Here is a 15,927-nt window from a genome sequence, read left to right on the forward strand (position 1 = left end):
CCTGAAGTGCAAACCTAAGTTTTTATCTAAAGTAGTGTTATCCTACGCTGTTATAGCTAAGCTTTATAGGGCAATGGCAGACTAAATAGCGAGTTTATTTTAGTTGATAAGAAATCACTGAATGATGTCGGTAGCAGATCCCGCGATTAAGAGAATAAACGCGGCTTAGTATGATGCACGCGATTATGATTCACCGCCAACTAAAAGCCTAAAACTTGCTGTAATCTATTAATAAAAGATTAATAATATCAACAGATTTAAATTACCTTATTTACTATTATTTAACTACACTCTTAATCAATGAACAATTAGTTGTGGTGTTATATTCATGTCAAAAATATTAAGCGGCCTACTTTTTACCTATCTACTTTTATTCTCAACGGTGTCAACGGCGCAGCAAGTCATAAAAGTGGGTGTAGGTAACTTTCCTCCTTATTTTATTGAAAAAGGCACACAAGGCTTATTTGTTGAAATCATTGATGAAATATTCAAAAAGCTGCCACAATATAAAGTGCAATACATCCCCATGAGTAATAACCGGATCTTACATGAAATTAACTATGGTAAGTCAATTGATGTTGCTTCTAATATTTTTCCCAGTTCAAAAGTAAAAGCCTACTTATCAGAGCCAGTGTTTCGCTTTAGAGATGTAGCAGTTTCGAAAAAGTCAGCTCAGTTAATTATTAATAATATAAGTGACTTGCAAGGAAAGTCTATTGCCGCATACCAAGGAGCTACAGAGCTGCTTGGTGAAAAATTTAAGAATATAGCAAAAGAAAATACAAAATATTCAGAGCATGCCCACCCTAAAGAGACCACTCAACTGATGCTTTCTGGAGAAAATGTGATTAGAGTCGGTGATATCAACGTATTTTGGTATGATTTGAATAATAAATATTATAGTGATGAAGCGAGCATAGCCCGTAACAATTTTACCGTACATTATTTATGGCCCTTTACCTACTCGAATATGGCTTTTAAAGACAAGTCACTAAAAGATGCGGTAAATAAAGTGATCAAAGAATTAAAACAAAATGGCTCAATAGAAAAAATTTATGCAAGCCATGAAATGCAAAAGTAAGTTGCAGGGACTTATGATGACTCAATAACAATGCTTTATATTACGCAATAGAGACAAGGTAGAGTATCTTATATTTCAACTCAATTGCTGTAATCAAGTGCCCGTAAGCAATTTTGCTTTAAGCCTGTTAACACTTTTTATCTATTACCTATTATCAGTTAAAGTCCACCCATAATAAATAAGACGGATAGTAACAGGTTACAGAAAACGCAATACCGTTATTTAACATCACCACACTGCCGCTTAGCGTTATATAATCATAATGAGCGTGCTTTGTAGTACTTCTTTTACGATAACTAATTTATTAGAGGTCAATAACTCTTTCATGGGTAAAGGTGCACTTGGGTCTGTTATCGCTTACCAGCCATCATCCCAAGGTACCGTAACGGCTGCTACTATTATCGTGAACATTAATGACACTAAAAAAACAGCCTTAAAATTAAATAGTGATTTTCAATTAATTATTCGTTAACTTAGTTAGTTGATGCGCTAAAATTAAAAAGGTTACAACTTTTTTGAAAAAACAATCTTCCGCTACTTTAAGCCAAGATATCGATAAAGAAGATGAACTAGTTGAGGGGCTGATCAATAATAATGCTTTCGCTTACGAGGCATTAGTACGTCAATACAGCGCAAAAATGTATACCCTTGCATGGCGCTTTTTTTCCACCGATGACGATGCACAAGAGTGTTTACAAAAAGCCTTCATTCAAGTTTTTAACAATATAACCTCTTTTAAAAAAAATTCAAACCTGTCGACTTGGCTGCACCGTATTACGGTAAATGAAGCGCTAATGATGCTTCGACAAAGAAAAAGGCAAAACACTACCTCAATAGAAACATTTTATCAGCAATACAATGACTATGGAGAGCGTACGCAATTTGCCGATAATTTAGGCCATAGCTTAAACGATAACCTAAATAATAATATTGAAATGCTATTTGAAAAAGGTGAAGCAAAATTATCGCTTAATAATATTATTTACCAACTTCCTGAGAAATATTGTAACGTTTTACTGCTTAGAGACATCCAAGAACTAAGTACCAAAGAAACGGCTGAAATTTTAGCAATATCTGAAGCTTCAGTGAAAACTCAATTACACCGAGCTAGGTTACTTTTAAAAACTATTTTAGAACAGGAAGACATAAATAACGCAGAAAAAAATTGGAAGGTAAACTGATATGTTAATGATTAAGCGATTAATAGCCCAGCACATGCCAGGTATGTTGACCTGCGAAGAGGTTGACAATTTTCTATATGATTTTCATGGCGGTAATTTATCTTACATTGAAAGCTTTAAATTTAAACTACACTTAAGTATGTGCCCAGAATGCAGAGATTACTTAGAGGGCTATAAAAATGCCATTCGTCTTTCTCAAACAGGGTTTATTAAAGCAGAGCAGAGCCCAGAGGTCCCAGAAGATCTTATACAAGCTATCTTAAAGAGTCGAACGTCTAAATAGTTCATTTTATTAATTCTACTATTGGAAATTTAAAAAAGAATGATCATCAGTCAATTGGAAATTATTGAACAAGGTCAGTTGTATCTTAATACTGTCTCTAAAAAAAATTATACACAAATCGTTCAACCTAACTTTATCAGTTCTGCAGGCACCCATATGCGGCATATTATTGATCATTATTTAGCGATAATGTCAGGTATTGAAAATAAGTTGATTAACTATGATCTTAGGATGCGTGGTGGCCAAATAGAGTTATCTCCTGAACTTGCTATCGCTAAATTAAATGAAATAGCTAATTGGATTCAAGGCATGTCCGAAGACAAGCTCAATCAAGTGATAACATTAGCGACAGAAGTATCGGTAACCAATAAAAATATACAAAAACTACAAACCTCTGTCGCTAGAGAATTAGTTTTTGTCGGTAGCCATGCTACTCATCACTATGCGATGATTGCTCAGATAACTTTTGCTCAAAAAAATGCGCTACAAGCAACCGAATTACCCCAAGATTTTGGCTTGGCGCCTGCTACAGCAACTTTTTTAAGACAGTGTAATGAACAATCTACTGATGCTAAAAGTAAAAATAAACTTTTATCTGTGATTAATTAAATGTGCACGTTAACGTATTTACTCAATGATAATGGTTATGAGTTATTTTTCAATCGTGATGAACAACGTTCTCGCTTATTAGCTATTCCCCCTAAATATTATCCAATAAGTGGCGCCATTTATCCCGTAGACCCTGTTGGTGCGGGTACATGGATAGCTGTCAGCAAAAAAGGCTTATCGCTCGCTTTATTAAATAATTATCAAGCACCGGCTAATAATCACAATAACGTGATCAGTCGTGGACAACTTATTCTTTCTTTACTGCAAAACCAAACGAGTGTTATTGAGCAATTAGAAACTATGGACCTAAAGGTTTTCCAACCTTTTCAACTGTGCATTTTCCCTGAAGATTTATCGATTAAAAAACCAAAAATTCACTGCGTAAAGTGGAATGGTAAGCAACTGATTGAGGTAAGCGTTGATGGTAAAGCTGACTTACCGATAACATCATCAAGTATTGATTTTATTGACGTGCGCCAAAAGAGAAAATATCGCTTTGAACAGTCTGTTAATGGTAAAGAATTATTATCAAAGCAACACAAAGACTTTCATTTTTCGACAGAAAAAGACGGTAAATATGCGGTTAATATGCAAAGAGAAGATGCGAGAACAGTCAGTATCTCTCACTTATCAATAAAAACTTGTCTCGCTAAAGAAAGTGAAATTTGTTTTGAGTACTTTGATAATGTTTTACAAAAATCTCACACAGTTTTGTCTCCAAAAGAAGAGAGCATTGAATTCGCATAATATTTATTATTCTCAAATGGCACTTAACTCACCACTTTTAGCATAATTTATATACGCGGCTTTAGATGAACCTAAATAAAGCTTTAATAGCTTGTCAGGTGCTGCTGGTAAATTAACACTAAGCAACAAGCCTGGCGTGTCATTGAAATTAACATCTATGCCCGTGCAATGAAATTTAGCCCCTAACTTATAATATTGTTTCAATAATACCGGGACATCTTTACCATCTTTTTCGATGCCCATCACTAATGCCGACAACTGATTTAAAGAGACAGGTGCTGCGCTAATAAAATCTTTTACTTCTGGATGAAGTTGCCCGGCAAAGGATTTTTTAGCGCTAACGCCCTCTTTATCTGTCACCATAATTTCATCAATTAAGGCAACTGAGCGAGGATCATATAGTTTGCTTAATGATACCGTGCCATACAATGTTCGGTAATGTGGGTTTTGACAGACAAAAGCGCCAATGCCTTTCCATAATAACAGTAAGCCATGAAAACTGTTTTGGTGCGCAGCAATGATAAATGAGCGGCCCATTTCTAAACAAGGTTGTTGTTGATTAATAAACTCAGGCGCAAAATCAAACATTTGCGCAAGATAAAGTTTTGATACATCGCCATTTTTTTGTAAAAGGTCGGTCTGTCCTATTCGATAGGCACCAATAATCTCTTCATTTTTATGATCAAAAATAAATAAATGCATGTACGTTGCATCAAATTTATCGGTATCGCACGCTTCACCACTCCCTTCATCTAAAGTTCTAAACGTTATTTCCCGTAATCGAGTAATTTCTTCTACACAATGTGGAATTTGTTGTTGATAACCATAATAGACAGAGAATGATTTAAAATCTAATAAGTGTTGTATTTCAGGCAGTTGAGCAAGCTCTTTTTTCATTACTTTTTTATCCACCATAGGAATAACCGCTTCAAATGATGTTCTTTGCTCATGCTCAAGCCAAGGGCTAAAATAGTTATCATCGTTTAAATAGCATTGTAAGCGGACAAAATCATTCATTCTTTTAGTACCATTAAATTCATTAAGTTGCTTTATGGTGAGCAGATTATTGGTTTTTAAAGCGATGTTATGTGCTTGTAATTTAAACATTTCATGCGCTAACATTAGTAGTCGAAAACGATAATAAACTCTCCCCATATTATGAAAAAGTTTGCTATTAGCACCTGATATAAAAACAGGTAAGATAGGCGAGTCGGTTTTTGTGGCAAGCTTAATTGCGAGTCGATTCCAATCAGCATCGGCAATTCGTTGTTTATCCGCTTGAAAAAAAGAAACACGCCCTGCAGGAAATATGACCAACAAGCCATCTTTTTCGAGATGTCGAAAACATTGTTTTATTGCCAAGCCATTGATCAAAGCTTTAGGCTTTAATGGATTAGCAAAGATAAAGTAATCTTTAATTTCTTTAAATATTGTTAAACCGACGTTTGCCATGACCTTAGTATCAGCACGAACCTCGGTTAATAAATACGCAATAATAACCCCTTCAATCATGCCATAAGGATGGTTACAGACAATAATACAACGGCCACGTTGCGGTATTTTTGCCAAAACACCATTAATACCAGAAACCTGAACACCTAAACCATTGAGTAATTTTTGTGAAAATTCTTGTTTGTTTAATCCAGATAATTCACAAGACTCATAAACCCTGCGCAGTTTACTTATCCCTAATAACTTATCCCAAAAAGGCCCGGTAATTTTAAGCATTGTGCCCAGCAATGTATTAGGCGCCATAGCCGCAAGACGTAAATCTGAATAAGGTTTTTCTAGTGGTTCATTGTTCATAAAGTCTTCAGTTATAAGGAAATGATTATATTAACGCGATCGAAGGGCTTCCCCGTTAACTTTTGATACTATTTTAGATGTTACACGCAAGATAAAGGTTACAAATTTCACTAAAAAATTAAAGTACTTATAATGTTTTATCACACAAAGGCTGAATTTATCAATAAGAGCTATAACACACTTGGATTAGCCTATGATCCCGCCCCCTCGACAAAGGAATATAGTCTTTAGGTGTATTATTGGTATTTATAACTTAAGCATCTGATAAGGTTTAGTTAACTATAGTCATTATCTCGCATATTGTTGTTAAATAAATTTCATAAAAACGAGCTTTTTACTTAATTTTAACTAAGATTATAAAACAACTAATAATGCTGACACGCTATGTTGTTAATGAGGGAATATGAAATATGGGCTATTTGGACAAAGCGTTAATGAAAGACGAAATAACTGCGGGTATTCTAACATTAAATGCTAACTACATATTAGTAGCAGTAAACACTGAATACTTACTGATGACAGGGCTTGATAAGACCGACTTACTCGGTTATTCAATTGATAAAATACACAAGTTTTCTGCAGATAAAGTTCAGCAAAATAACAGTAACCCTGACTTTGGTCACTTCAGCTCAACTTTACAGCAAAAAGATAACAGACAGCTTCCTGTAGACGTTTGTTTTTTTTCTTTAACAAAAAATAACGAAGAACAAACATTACTCTTTTTTAAAGCAACTAATTATAACGATATTACTAAATCTAATATTTCTATTATTGAACAAATTTTTAACCACTCCAATGAAGCGATTGTAGTGACTGATAATCAAGGTTATATACAAATAGTCAATAAAGGTTTTTCTCATATAACCGGTTATACGCAAGAAGAAGTTTGGGGGAAAACCCCAGCTATCCTAAGCTCTGGAAAACAAGATAAATATTTTTATAAACAATTTTGGCAAAAGCTTATTAATGAAGGGGGTTGGCAAGGCGAAATTTGGAATAAAAGAAAAAATGGTGAAATTTACCCTGAGTGGTTAAATATAAGCAGTATCAAAGACAGTAACGGTCACATTTCTAATTATATTTGTCAGTTTACCGATATTACCAGTCGAAAAAAATCTGAAGAAGAAGTTCACTTTCATGCCTATCACGACACATTAACTAGCTTACCTAATCGACATCTATTATTTGAAAAACTTGAACATTTATCTGAACTTCATCGTGAAACCCCCACTTACTTTGCTGTGCTTTTTTGTGATCTAGACAGGTTTAAATCTATTAATGATTCTCTAGGACACGAAGTAGGAGATGAGTTATTAAAGAGTGTCGCAAATAGGCTTAATGCTAAATTACGTGACAATGACATTATAGCAAGAAGTGGTGGTGATGAATTTATAGTTGTTGTTGAGGGAGAAAAGTCACTAAGAAATTTAGATAAAATTTGTGAACAAATATTATCCCTTTTTGAAAAACCTTTTAAGACCAAATTTGGTGAGTTTAAAACAACGATAAGTATTGGTGTAAGTACATTTCCTTTAGATTCACTTGATGTTAAAGAGCTTATTTCATTTGCTGATGTTGCTATGATGAAAGTAAAAAAGTCAGGAGGAAATTATTATTCATTATTTGATACTAAAGAAAAAGAGTTAATTAAACGTAGGATGGAACTTGATAGAGAAATTTATCAAGCAATTGAAAATAAACAGTTTGAAGTCTGGTATCAACCACAAATAAATGCTGATAATGGTGAAGTTTATGGCATCGAATGCTTACTTAGATGGATTCACCCTGAGCAGGGGATTATATCACCCGCCCTTTTTATTCCAATAGCAGAAGCAAACGGAGCTATTAAAGAGCTAGGCCACTTTGTCTTAAAAAGCGCATGCCGGCAATTACGAGTGTGGAGAATTAATAATTTGTTTACTGGGGTTATGGCGATTAATATCTCATTGCGACAGTTTGATCGCAATGATCTTTTTGCTCAGGTACAAAAAGTATTAACAGAGGAGATGATCCCTGGTAATGCTATTGAACTTGAGGTCACTGAATCTCTTTTTTCTGAAGATAATAATCATCACACTGCTATTTTGGTGGCTTTGAGAGAATTAGGAGTCAAAATCGCAATTGATGATTTTGGTACTGGCTATTCTTCGTTACAACGCTTAAAAAGTTTACCTATTGATAATGTAAAAATTGATAAATGCTTTGTTGATAATATTGTAAATTGTCCAGAAGACAGAGCAATAGTAATGGCATTAATTTTGCTATCGAAAACCTTCAACGTTAGCCTCATTGCTGAAGGTATAGAAACGCAAGAACAAGCAGATAAGTTGTGTGAGTTAGGCTGTAGCAACCATCAGGGTTTTCTTTATAGTAAACCGCTAAGTGCGAGTGATTTTGAAAAGTGGTTGTTAGCATTCAAACAAAAAAATCAACATAACGCTCAACACAAAGAAAATGGCTAATGAAATCATTTAACTTACCGAATCATCCTGACACTGAAGATCATATAAGAAAGCACGCTGAGCTAAGAAATAAATTTCATTTACTAGAAGAAAAACTCACACATTATAATATCGATATACATCATAAAAGAGCGATATTTCTTTATAGCTGGCTAGCTAAACATATTTTAAAATCTGACATGGAGTATAAGTCTTATGCACTATCGATAGATGAAGGAAGTTTTATAAAGTGATATACGCTAAACAAGGTCGATATGACGTCCCTTTCGCCATAAAACAACTTTATTAATGAACCTTCCTTAACGATGAGGCAGCGTTGGAGGGCGACTAATTAAAGCGTTCATCTTATTTTAGTCGCGCTATATTTAATGGCCCTTTTTATCTAGCGCCTATAAAGTTATTGAACAAGCCAAGATTGTTCAATAATAATTTCTTCATTTTTATATATTTTAGCGGTAAATAACTGACCCGAATTTATAATGCCCACACCTTTAGGCGTGCCAGTCATAATAATATCTCCATCTTCAAGGGTTAAGAAACTTTGTATATCAGTGATTAACATTTCAGGTTTGTTGATCATCAGTGGGTAATTAGCGAATTGTATAAGAAGGTTATCTATAAATAACTCCATTTTATAACTTTTATAATCGCCATCACAGTTAACAAAGTTGCTAAATACGGCCGATTTATCAAAAGCTTTAGCTCGCTCCCAAGGTAGACCTTTTGATTTAAGCACATTTTGAAGCTTTCTTTTTGTCAGATCTAAGCCAAAGCCTATACCAGAAATTTGATTGTTCTTAATAATAAAACTGATCTCACCTTCATAGTGTATTTCATCAGATTGATGGCTTTCTATCTCATTAGAAATGGCGGAGTTAGGCTTAATAAAAACTACCGGCTCTGCTGGAATTTCATTGTTTAGCTCTTCAATATGCTCGACATAATTTCGGCCAATGCAGACAACCTTTGAAGGGATAAAGTCGAGACCATCATGCTTAACACTGTTCATTTATGTTGTTCCTTTGTCTTAATAGGTTAACTTAATTTTTATTAATATCAGTTAGCGGGGCCATCGGCTAATGAATAGCTAAGTAAAACACCCTAGCATCAAAATCGTAACATAGGATAACTTAATCATTTATCGATATCGTAGATAAATATAATTTAATAGATATTTAGAGAAATTAGCAAAGAATATTGTAGCTAGATTAGCCAAATATGATAAATCAGGGGGATTGATTGAAGTGAAGTAAAAGTAGCGATTTAGTCGAAGCTTAGTGGTTATATCGCTAAGATTCGACTTAAATCATTGCCTCAACTCATGGTGTTGAATTGAGGGTTTATCTTGTTATTAAGCTTGGTATATCCATTCTAAAAAACATTTAGAATCGGTGTTATTGCCAAACTTGATTAACTTAGTACCATTTTGATCGTTAACAACAACATTGTGTTTGTTAACTGAAATGAAATTAATAGGTGATTTAATTGAATAAATCGTTCCTTTATATGTATAAGACATAATAAAACTCTTTAATTTGCGCTGCTGCGCATTAATAATAAAAGCCATATTACTGTGTGAAAACGTTTAGATATTTATAAATATCTGATCAAGAAATAATGGATCTTGATAACCTCAGACAACAATTTAGGCTTAGTAATTTGAGTGATGACTGACTGTGAAAGGGAAAGACATAACATTGATTATCACAAGTACTAATCACAAGTGATAATAGGTTAAATAAACGAGAGGGGGATAATTAACAAAACAACTATAAACAGCTTAAACGTGAAAGTAAACATTTTTTTAAATTATTATCTATTTATTATTGTTTAGCCTCTATTCCTTACTATTTTAAAAAGTAGAGGCTGTTATACGACTAAAATCTATCGCTTATTTGATGGTACTTAACTGCTGGTATAAATCGATAAACTTTACACGTTTGCGATAACCTTCAAAAAAGTATTTATGAAAGATAGTCCCTGCAGGGTCAATAATCACAACACCAGGATAAGGAATGCCATAATTATCATCGCCCATTTGGTAATCTTTATTAAGAATACCATAGGCTTTTACCGTCGCCGCCGCTTGATCTGACAACAAAGGATAGGTTAATTGATGCGCCTTAGAGAAATCGTTTAAGATGTCAGTACTGTCATAAGAAATAGCCGCAACACCGTAACCTAACGCTTTAAATTTATCAGCATATTCATTGAATTCAATTAAGTGGCGTTTACAAAAGGGACACCAGTCAGCTGAACGAAAAAATAAGATGATTAATCCTTTTTCAGCGGTTAAGTCCTCAATGTTAACCACTGATTTTGTTGCATCTGTTACCGTTAAAGCCGGTGCTTTGTCACCCACTTTAGGCCCAACGTTTATTGAAGTCTGCTTGGCAAAAGCGCTGTTAATAAAAAGCATAGAGAAAAGCAAAGTGACAATGACCGGTATATATTTTTTGTTATTAACCATAATTTTTATAAACTCTTATATGAAGTAAATGTTTGTACTAAAACTATAGACCGTGCATGTGCATTATTTACTTCATCTAGTTGTTATTAATTTACCAGAGATAATTACTGTAGTTTTGGCGCAACGCGATGTTGAGTCGCTTGTTCATAACCAAAAGCAGCTTCAATCAAGATACCTTCTTGTAACTTGCCGGAAAACATTGATAAGCCAACAGGTAAGCCATGTACATAGCCCATGGGTAGCGTAATATGAGGGTAACCTGATATTGCCGCAGCAGAAGATGCAGCACCTAAATAATGGTCGCCATTAACCCAATCAATTTTCCACGCGGGCCCTGTGGTTGGGGCAATAATCATATCAAGATTGTGCTTTTCAAGTAACGCATCGATGCCTGCTTGTTGTGTTAAACGTTTCGCTTTTGCGAGTGCATCAAGATAAACTTTATCAGTAATGTCCCCTTTAGCTTGTGCCATCAAAAATATTTCTTGTCCAAAATATTTCATTTCAATATCAGCATTTATTTTATTGAATTCAATCATTTCACTGAGTGATTTTGGCATGCCTGGTGCTGTTTTTGAAAGATACTTATTGAGCTCGTCTTTAAATTCATAAAGCAGCACTTCAAATTCAGCATCGCCCCACTGATCTTTTTTTTCAAAATTAACGTCGTCTACGATCACTGCACCTTGGCTTTTAAGATCTTGTACTGCCTGACTAAAAACATTGTCTAGCCCTTGATGATAACCCATTAGATTTCGAGCAATACCGATACGCTTACCTTTAAGACCATCAAGCTTTAAATGTGAGAGGTAATCTATCGTTGAAGACATTCCATCTTGATCACTTGGGTCTGCTTTTACCATTGCCGCTAACAAAATAACCGCATCGGTTACATTTCTCGCCATAGGGCCCGCTGTATCTTGACTATGCGCAATGGGGATAATACCGTCGCGACTAACGGTGCCTAAGGTTGGTTTTATTCCAACAACCCCATTAATTGCCGCAGGACAAGTCACTGAACCATCAGTTTCAGTACCTATTGTTACCGTAGCGAAGTGAGCCGCAGCAGCAATACCAGAACCTGAACTAGAGCCACAAGGACTAGTTGTTATATCGTAAGGGTTTTTACTTTGTCCATATAAACCGCTCCAACCACTTGATGAAGCGGTTGAGCGAAAGTTTGCCCATTCACTTAGATTGGTTTTTCCTAAGATAATCGCGCCAGCTTCTTTGAGTTGTTTAACCAAAAAAGCATCATCATCTGGAAAATTATTGGCTAAAGCAGTTGAGCCTGCTGTGTTTGCCATACCATCAGTAGTATCTATATTGTCTTTAAGTAGAATAGGAATACCATGCAAGCTGCCTTTAAAGCCATTTTTAAGGAAATAAAGGTCAAGTGCTTTAGCTTGCTTGAGGGCATTTTTATTTAATTGCACCACTGAATTTAGCGTCATTCCTTTGTCATCATATGTCGCAATGCGTTTTAAATAGAATTGCACCAATTGTTCGCTGGTTAATTGTTTACTTTGCATTTGCTGATGAATGTCGTTAATGGTGGTATTTTCATTAATATCGGCACGAACATTAAAAGCCATTACCGAGCAAAAAAATAATAAAGCTAACGGTTGAAAAATTTTCATCTTAATTCCTAAAATATAACGTTGCGCATTTTATAATTTAAATTGGGGGTACTTGTCTATAGATGGCTAATAATTAAACGAAAAGAATCTTTAATTGCTGTTATTAAATCGATACAAAAACGATAAGTTGTTTAATACTTATCGTTTTATAAGGTTATTTTGTCTGAATTAAGCTTTTGAATGTTCCTGTACTTTCGTCCAAGCCAACGCTGAAATTGCGAGTGCAATAGCACTAATTTGAAACACTACACTTTTATCGGCAACTTTACTGATGAATAAACCAATCGCTAAGCTAACTAACAACTGCGGTAATACAACAGACAAGTTGAATAGGCCCATATATAGGCCCATACGAGACTGTTCAACCTTTTCAGACATAATGGCAAACGGTAAACTAATAATAGCAGACCAACCAATTCCTAATAACGCCATAAGTAAGTAAAGCACTTCTTTTACATCTCCAAACATGACGACTAATCCATAGCCAACGGCCATACTGGCGATGCAATAGGTATGGGTTTTTACTCGTCCTATTTTTTTAGCTATCGGTTCAAGCACAAATGCCGGTAATAAAGCAGACACTGCACTTAAAATGAGAAAACTCATCGCTATAACTTTGCCTAAATCATCGTCTGACAAACTTGGCATTTTGTCTTGAAGAAAAGCAATAATAAAAACAAACATCGTTTGTACGCCAATCCAACTGAAGGAATGAGCGGCTAATACTTTTCTAAAACCAATGCTGTTATCACTGCAACTCTCTTTAGCAAATAAAGTAATAACAACAAAATACAAGGTAATGATTGCCGCAATAACTTCAGCCCAGTAATGATCGGTTTTTATACCTGATATTTGTAAAGCCATCGCATAAATATCGTAAATAATGAAGCCCCACAAGGGTTTTATGTTCATCAACACCATTGTAAACGAGACTTTATCTTGAATAACATCGCGTTGACTTACTAATAATTCTTTGGGTTCGCTAATAAAAAAAGGAGCTAATATTGATAGAAAAAACACTAATCCTGCGCCTAAATAAATAAGTATAAAGTTCCCCCACGTAGCACCAACCGCATAAGCCAATACACCAAAAGAGCCTGATACCGTTTGCATCCAGGTATAACCTTTAGTGCGAGCATCACCTTCAGGGGTTACATCCGCGATAATGGCACGTGTTGGATTAAAACTAATATTTATCGATAAATCTAAGGTTAACGCAACAGCAATCGCTACGCCGAGCAATCCTGAGATGCCAAGTGATGAAGAAACAATATCAATATTGGGTAAAGCCAATAACATCATAGCGGCTAACACACCACCGATGAGGATAAACGGACGGCGACGGCCATTCCAAAACCAAACATTATCGCTAATAATACCAACTATAACTTGTCCTAAAATCCCCGCAATAGGTCCTGCGGCCCACACTAAGCCGACCTGATGAATATCAAGACCGTATTGAGTAGTTAATATCCAGCTAAGCGCTGATATCTGTACTGATAAAGCAAACCCCATCGCTGTTGCGGGTAGGCTCAATAGCATATAGAAAGATTTACTAAGGTTTTTTTGAATGGCCAACATTTTTATTATTCTCTTTTTATTATTTGCAGTCGCATTAAAGGTTATTGACTAAAATAGTCTTGTACAAACTCAAAACTATTTTTACCTATTTTCTCACCAATTAAGCGACCGGTAATATCATCGGCAGGTGGATGAATACCTCCCCAAATACGTGACAGACTACATTGATCAGAAGCATCTTGATAAGTCGCCCATTGCAGGGTCATATTGACACTTGGCCCTTGTTCAAAAACTAAAAACTCATTGGCAACCACGTCAAATTCGCTCATTCCGCCAGGGAAGTATCGTGAACCTGTCATTGCGGTCATTAATTCGGCAGCGGCTCTAGAATAAGTAGAATGCCCAGATACATAGCCGGCAAAAGGTGGGGTCACAAAAGAGGGACGCTGATAAGGCCACCAATTCTCAGCTAAAATCCAATCAACACCGGCTTTATCAGTAGCGGGGTTGTTAATGTAATCTGGGCCTTTCCAGCCATAAATTTTAATTTTTCCGACATTTTGTTTATTGTCCCCTGCTAATGCATCGTTCGCTCCAACAAGTTCGATGTAACCATCAACAAGAAGAATTCCGTTAAGGTGATAAGAAGGTAACTGCTCATCGCTACTTTGTCCTAGGTCGGCCATTGCACGAATGGCTGAAACAGGTCGAATATAATCGTAGCGCCCCTTGATCCCCCAAGCTGCGATTGCCGCGTCATGCATAGTGCCCCCCATGGCAAAATAGCTTTTTATGTCCCATTCTAAATTACCTAATATTTCGCCAGTACCCGCCCAACGTTTTTCAAGTAAATTATGGTCGCTAACGGTATTTAGGATGACAAACCAGTGACCCGGCGGTGTTTCAGACTCAGGACCGTCTGCCCAGAACTCGGCGAGTACTCGGCCATAGTCGCCACGAGGCACAATCTGCTCTTGGTAAGGTTGGTTAGTTACTGGGTTAAGGATATAACCGGCACTGGTATCTCCGCCGTCAAGTTGATTGTAAAACTCATTATATTGAGAAAAGGTTGTTGGAAAGCTATTAATGTTACCGATACTTTTTGGCGATATATCCCATTCGACACCGTCATTCTCATCTAAATGAGCTGACCATATCGCGACTAACGAAAAGCCCCACTTATATAAATCCGCTGTATCTGAACCTATCAACGGCGGCATCCCTGGATCATGGTAAACCTGATAGTCAAATCCATCACGGGTAAAAACAGTTTTGTCATTTGCAGATAAGGAAAATGGAACAACTTGTCCCCATTCTGGGCTTAGAAATTCAGGCATATCGTCAACAGGGTTTCCTGCTTGATCAATATATCCCTGAATAGAAAGAGGTTGCCAGCGATTTAAGTCAACAATAGTCGGGTTACCCGACTGCCCAGTTCCCAAAGCTAACGCAGGGTTAACCGATTGGTAATGGCGATTACTGTAAAACTGTTGTTCGTTAGCGCCATCTTGTAAGCCAAAATTGATATAGCATTGGGCGATAGCATTACCAAGAGCTGCAGCTGAACCATTAGCATAGTCGACAGAAGTATCATCAACATCAAAGCCTAAGCGCGTCATTAAAGCATCCGCTGTGGCAATAATATGATTGGCTCCAGGTGATAAGCGAAAACGATGTTTGATCATTTTATAACTGGCGAAACTTATCGCTTGCTCTTGAAAAGGGATAATGTCGATAGGCAAATCAACGGCTTGTGCAAGACAATTAAACCCAGCAACATTATTGCCCCATAAAAAAGGTTTCACTTGCGGGCGATAAACAGACCAAGCGTCAAACATTGCTGATGAAATATGGAATAAGTTTCGAGCATGTATCGTAGGGCGCGCATAGTCATTTCGTATCGCATGCAGTAAAACTTCATTCCACTGTCTTGCAACTGACTGTCCACTTCGCTCGGGTGTTATTGTTATTGGCGCAGCAACAATCACTTCATTTTTACTGCTTGAACTTGAACCACCGCAAGCCGTTAATAATAATGGGCTTAACATGAGTGGCAGGATAATGTTTTTTACTATTTTCATTTTGCTCGGCTTAATCATAAGGTCTACTTATTATTTTTATACTTAT

At 36.0% G+C, this 15,927-nt stretch carries 13 protein-coding genes; 7 read left to right on the forward strand and 6 right to left on the reverse strand.

The window, feature by feature from the left end:
* Nucleotides 1-328: 328 nt before the first annotated feature.
* From H4J69_RS12570 to H4J69_RS12595, 6 genes are all read left to right on the forward strand, one after another.
* Nucleotides 329-1,081, forward strand: coding sequence for an ABC transporter substrate-binding protein (locus H4J69_RS12570; RefSeq protein ID WP_182230814.1), 753 nt, complete (start codon nt 329-331; stop codon nt 1,079-1,081).
* Nucleotides 1,082-1,406: 325 nt separating this feature from the next.
* The gene (locus tag H4J69_RS12575) at nt 1,407-1,553 is read left to right on the forward strand and encodes a hypothetical protein (protein ID WP_157470823.1); all 147 of its coding nucleotides are present in this window, start codon (nt 1,407-1,409) and stop codon (nt 1,551-1,553) included.
* Between the two features lie 43 nt (nt 1,554-1,596).
* A complete protein-coding gene (locus H4J69_RS12580; RefSeq protein WP_182244498.1) occupies nt 1,597-2,262 on the forward strand; it encodes a sigma-70 family RNA polymerase sigma factor in 666 nt (221 codons plus the stop codon).
* A 1-nt stretch (nt 2,263) separates the two neighbouring features.
* The gene (locus H4J69_RS12585) at nt 2,264-2,545 is read left to right on the forward strand and encodes an anti-sigma factor (protein ID WP_070374390.1); all 282 of its coding nucleotides are present in this window, start codon (nt 2,264-2,266) and stop codon (nt 2,543-2,545) included.
* 39 nt (nt 2,546-2,584) lie between these two features.
* A complete protein-coding gene (locus tag H4J69_RS12590) occupies nt 2,585-3,154 on the forward strand; it encodes a hypothetical protein (RefSeq protein WP_182230812.1) in 570 nt (189 codons plus the stop codon).
* The gene (locus H4J69_RS12595; RefSeq protein WP_182244497.1) at nt 3,155-3,901 is read left to right on the forward strand and encodes an NRDE family protein; all 747 of its coding nucleotides are present in this window, start codon (nt 3,155-3,157) and stop codon (nt 3,899-3,901) included.
* Between the two features lie 12 nt (nt 3,902-3,913).
* Here H4J69_RS12595 and H4J69_RS12600 read toward each other — a convergent pair whose 3' ends face one another.
* Nucleotides 3,914-5,707 (reverse strand): lysophospholipid acyltransferase family protein, encoded by a 1,794-nt coding sequence (locus H4J69_RS12600; RefSeq protein WP_182244496.1) that lies wholly within the window; start codon nt 5,705-5,707, stop codon nt 3,914-3,916.
* 410 nt (nt 5,708-6,117) lie between these two features.
* On the opposite strand from H4J69_RS12600, the gene H4J69_RS12605 reads away from it, so the two are divergent.
* On the forward strand, nt 6,118-8,169 hold the full coding sequence (locus H4J69_RS12605) for an EAL domain-containing protein (RefSeq protein WP_182222333.1): 2,052 nt from the start codon (nt 6,118-6,120) through the stop codon (nt 8,167-8,169).
* Between the two features lie 397 nt (nt 8,170-8,566).
* Here the strand turns inward: H4J69_RS12605 and H4J69_RS12610 are convergent, their stop codons facing one another.
* From H4J69_RS12610 to H4J69_RS12630, 5 genes are all read right to left on the reverse strand, one after another.
* Nucleotides 8,567-9,178 carry a fumarylacetoacetate hydrolase family protein gene (locus tag H4J69_RS12610; RefSeq protein WP_182222334.1) on the reverse strand — a complete coding sequence of 204 codons (612 nt, stop codon included), beginning with the start codon at nt 9,176-9,178 and terminating at the stop codon, nt 8,567-8,569.
* 882 nt (nt 9,179-10,060) lie between these two features.
* Nucleotides 10,061-10,639, reverse strand: a complete 579-nt coding sequence (locus H4J69_RS12615) for a peroxiredoxin family protein (RefSeq protein WP_259367750.1) — start codon at nt 10,637-10,639, stop codon at nt 10,061-10,063.
* A 104-nt stretch (nt 10,640-10,743) separates the two neighbouring features.
* Entirely contained in the window at nt 10,744-12,279 is a 1,536-nt protein-coding gene (locus tag H4J69_RS12620) for an amidase (protein ID WP_220465310.1), read from the reverse strand.
* Between the two features lie 168 nt (nt 12,280-12,447).
* Nucleotides 12,448-13,860 carry an MFS transporter gene (locus H4J69_RS12625; protein ID WP_182214106.1) on the reverse strand — a complete coding sequence of 471 codons (1,413 nt, stop codon included), beginning with the start codon at nt 13,858-13,860 and terminating at the stop codon, nt 12,448-12,450.
* Nucleotides 13,861-13,901: 41 nt separating this feature from the next.
* On the reverse strand, nt 13,902-15,881 hold the full coding sequence (locus tag H4J69_RS12630; RefSeq protein WP_182244495.1) for a vanadium-dependent haloperoxidase: 1,980 nt from the start codon (nt 15,879-15,881) through the stop codon (nt 13,902-13,904).
* Between the last annotated feature and the right edge of the window lie 46 nt (nt 15,882-15,927).

This window comes from Colwellia sp. BRX10-9, from assembly GCF_014077405.1.
Classification (GTDB): domain Bacteria; phylum Pseudomonadota; class Gammaproteobacteria; order Enterobacterales; family Alteromonadaceae; genus Colwellia_A.

Coding starts and splice junctions, on each gene's coding strand:
- H4J69_RS12570 (WP_182230814.1), top strand. CDS start 329: ATGTCAAAAATATTAAGCGGCCTACTTTTTACCTATCTACTTTTATTC.
- H4J69_RS12575 (WP_157470823.1), top strand. CDS start 1,407: ATGGGTAAAGGTGCACTTGGGTCTGTTATCGCTTACCAGCCATCATCC.
- H4J69_RS12585 (WP_070374390.1), top strand. CDS start 2,264: ATGTTAATGATTAAGCGATTAATAGCCCAGCACATGCCAGGTATGTTG.
- H4J69_RS12590 (WP_182230812.1), top strand. CDS start 2,585: ATGATCATCAGTCAATTGGAAATTATTGAACAAGGTCAGTTGTATCTT.
- H4J69_RS12595 (WP_182244497.1), top strand. CDS start 3,155: ATGTGCACGTTAACGTATTTACTCAATGATAATGGTTATGAGTTATTT.
- H4J69_RS12600 (WP_182244496.1), bottom strand. CDS start 5,707: ATGAACAATGAACCACTAGAAAAACCTTATTCAGATTTACGTCTTGCG.
- H4J69_RS12605 (WP_182222333.1), top strand. CDS start 6,118: ATGGGCTATTTGGACAAAGCGTTAATGAAAGACGAAATAACTGCGGGT.
- H4J69_RS12610 (WP_182222334.1), bottom strand. CDS start 9,178: ATGAACAGTGTTAAGCATGATGGTCTCGACTTTATCCCTTCAAAGGTT.
- H4J69_RS12615 (WP_259367750.1), bottom strand. CDS start 10,639: ATGGTTAATAACAAAAAATATATACCGGTCATTGTCACTTTGCTTTTC.
- H4J69_RS12620 (WP_220465310.1), bottom strand. CDS start 12,279: ATGAAAATTTTTCAACCGTTAGCTTTATTATTTTTTTGCTCGGTAATG.
- H4J69_RS12625 (WP_182214106.1), bottom strand. CDS start 13,860: ATGTTGGCCATTCAAAAAAACCTTAGTAAATCTTTCTATATGCTATTG.
- H4J69_RS12630 (WP_182244495.1), bottom strand. CDS start 15,881: ATGAAAATAGTAAAAAACATTATCCTGCCACTCATGTTAAGCCCATTA.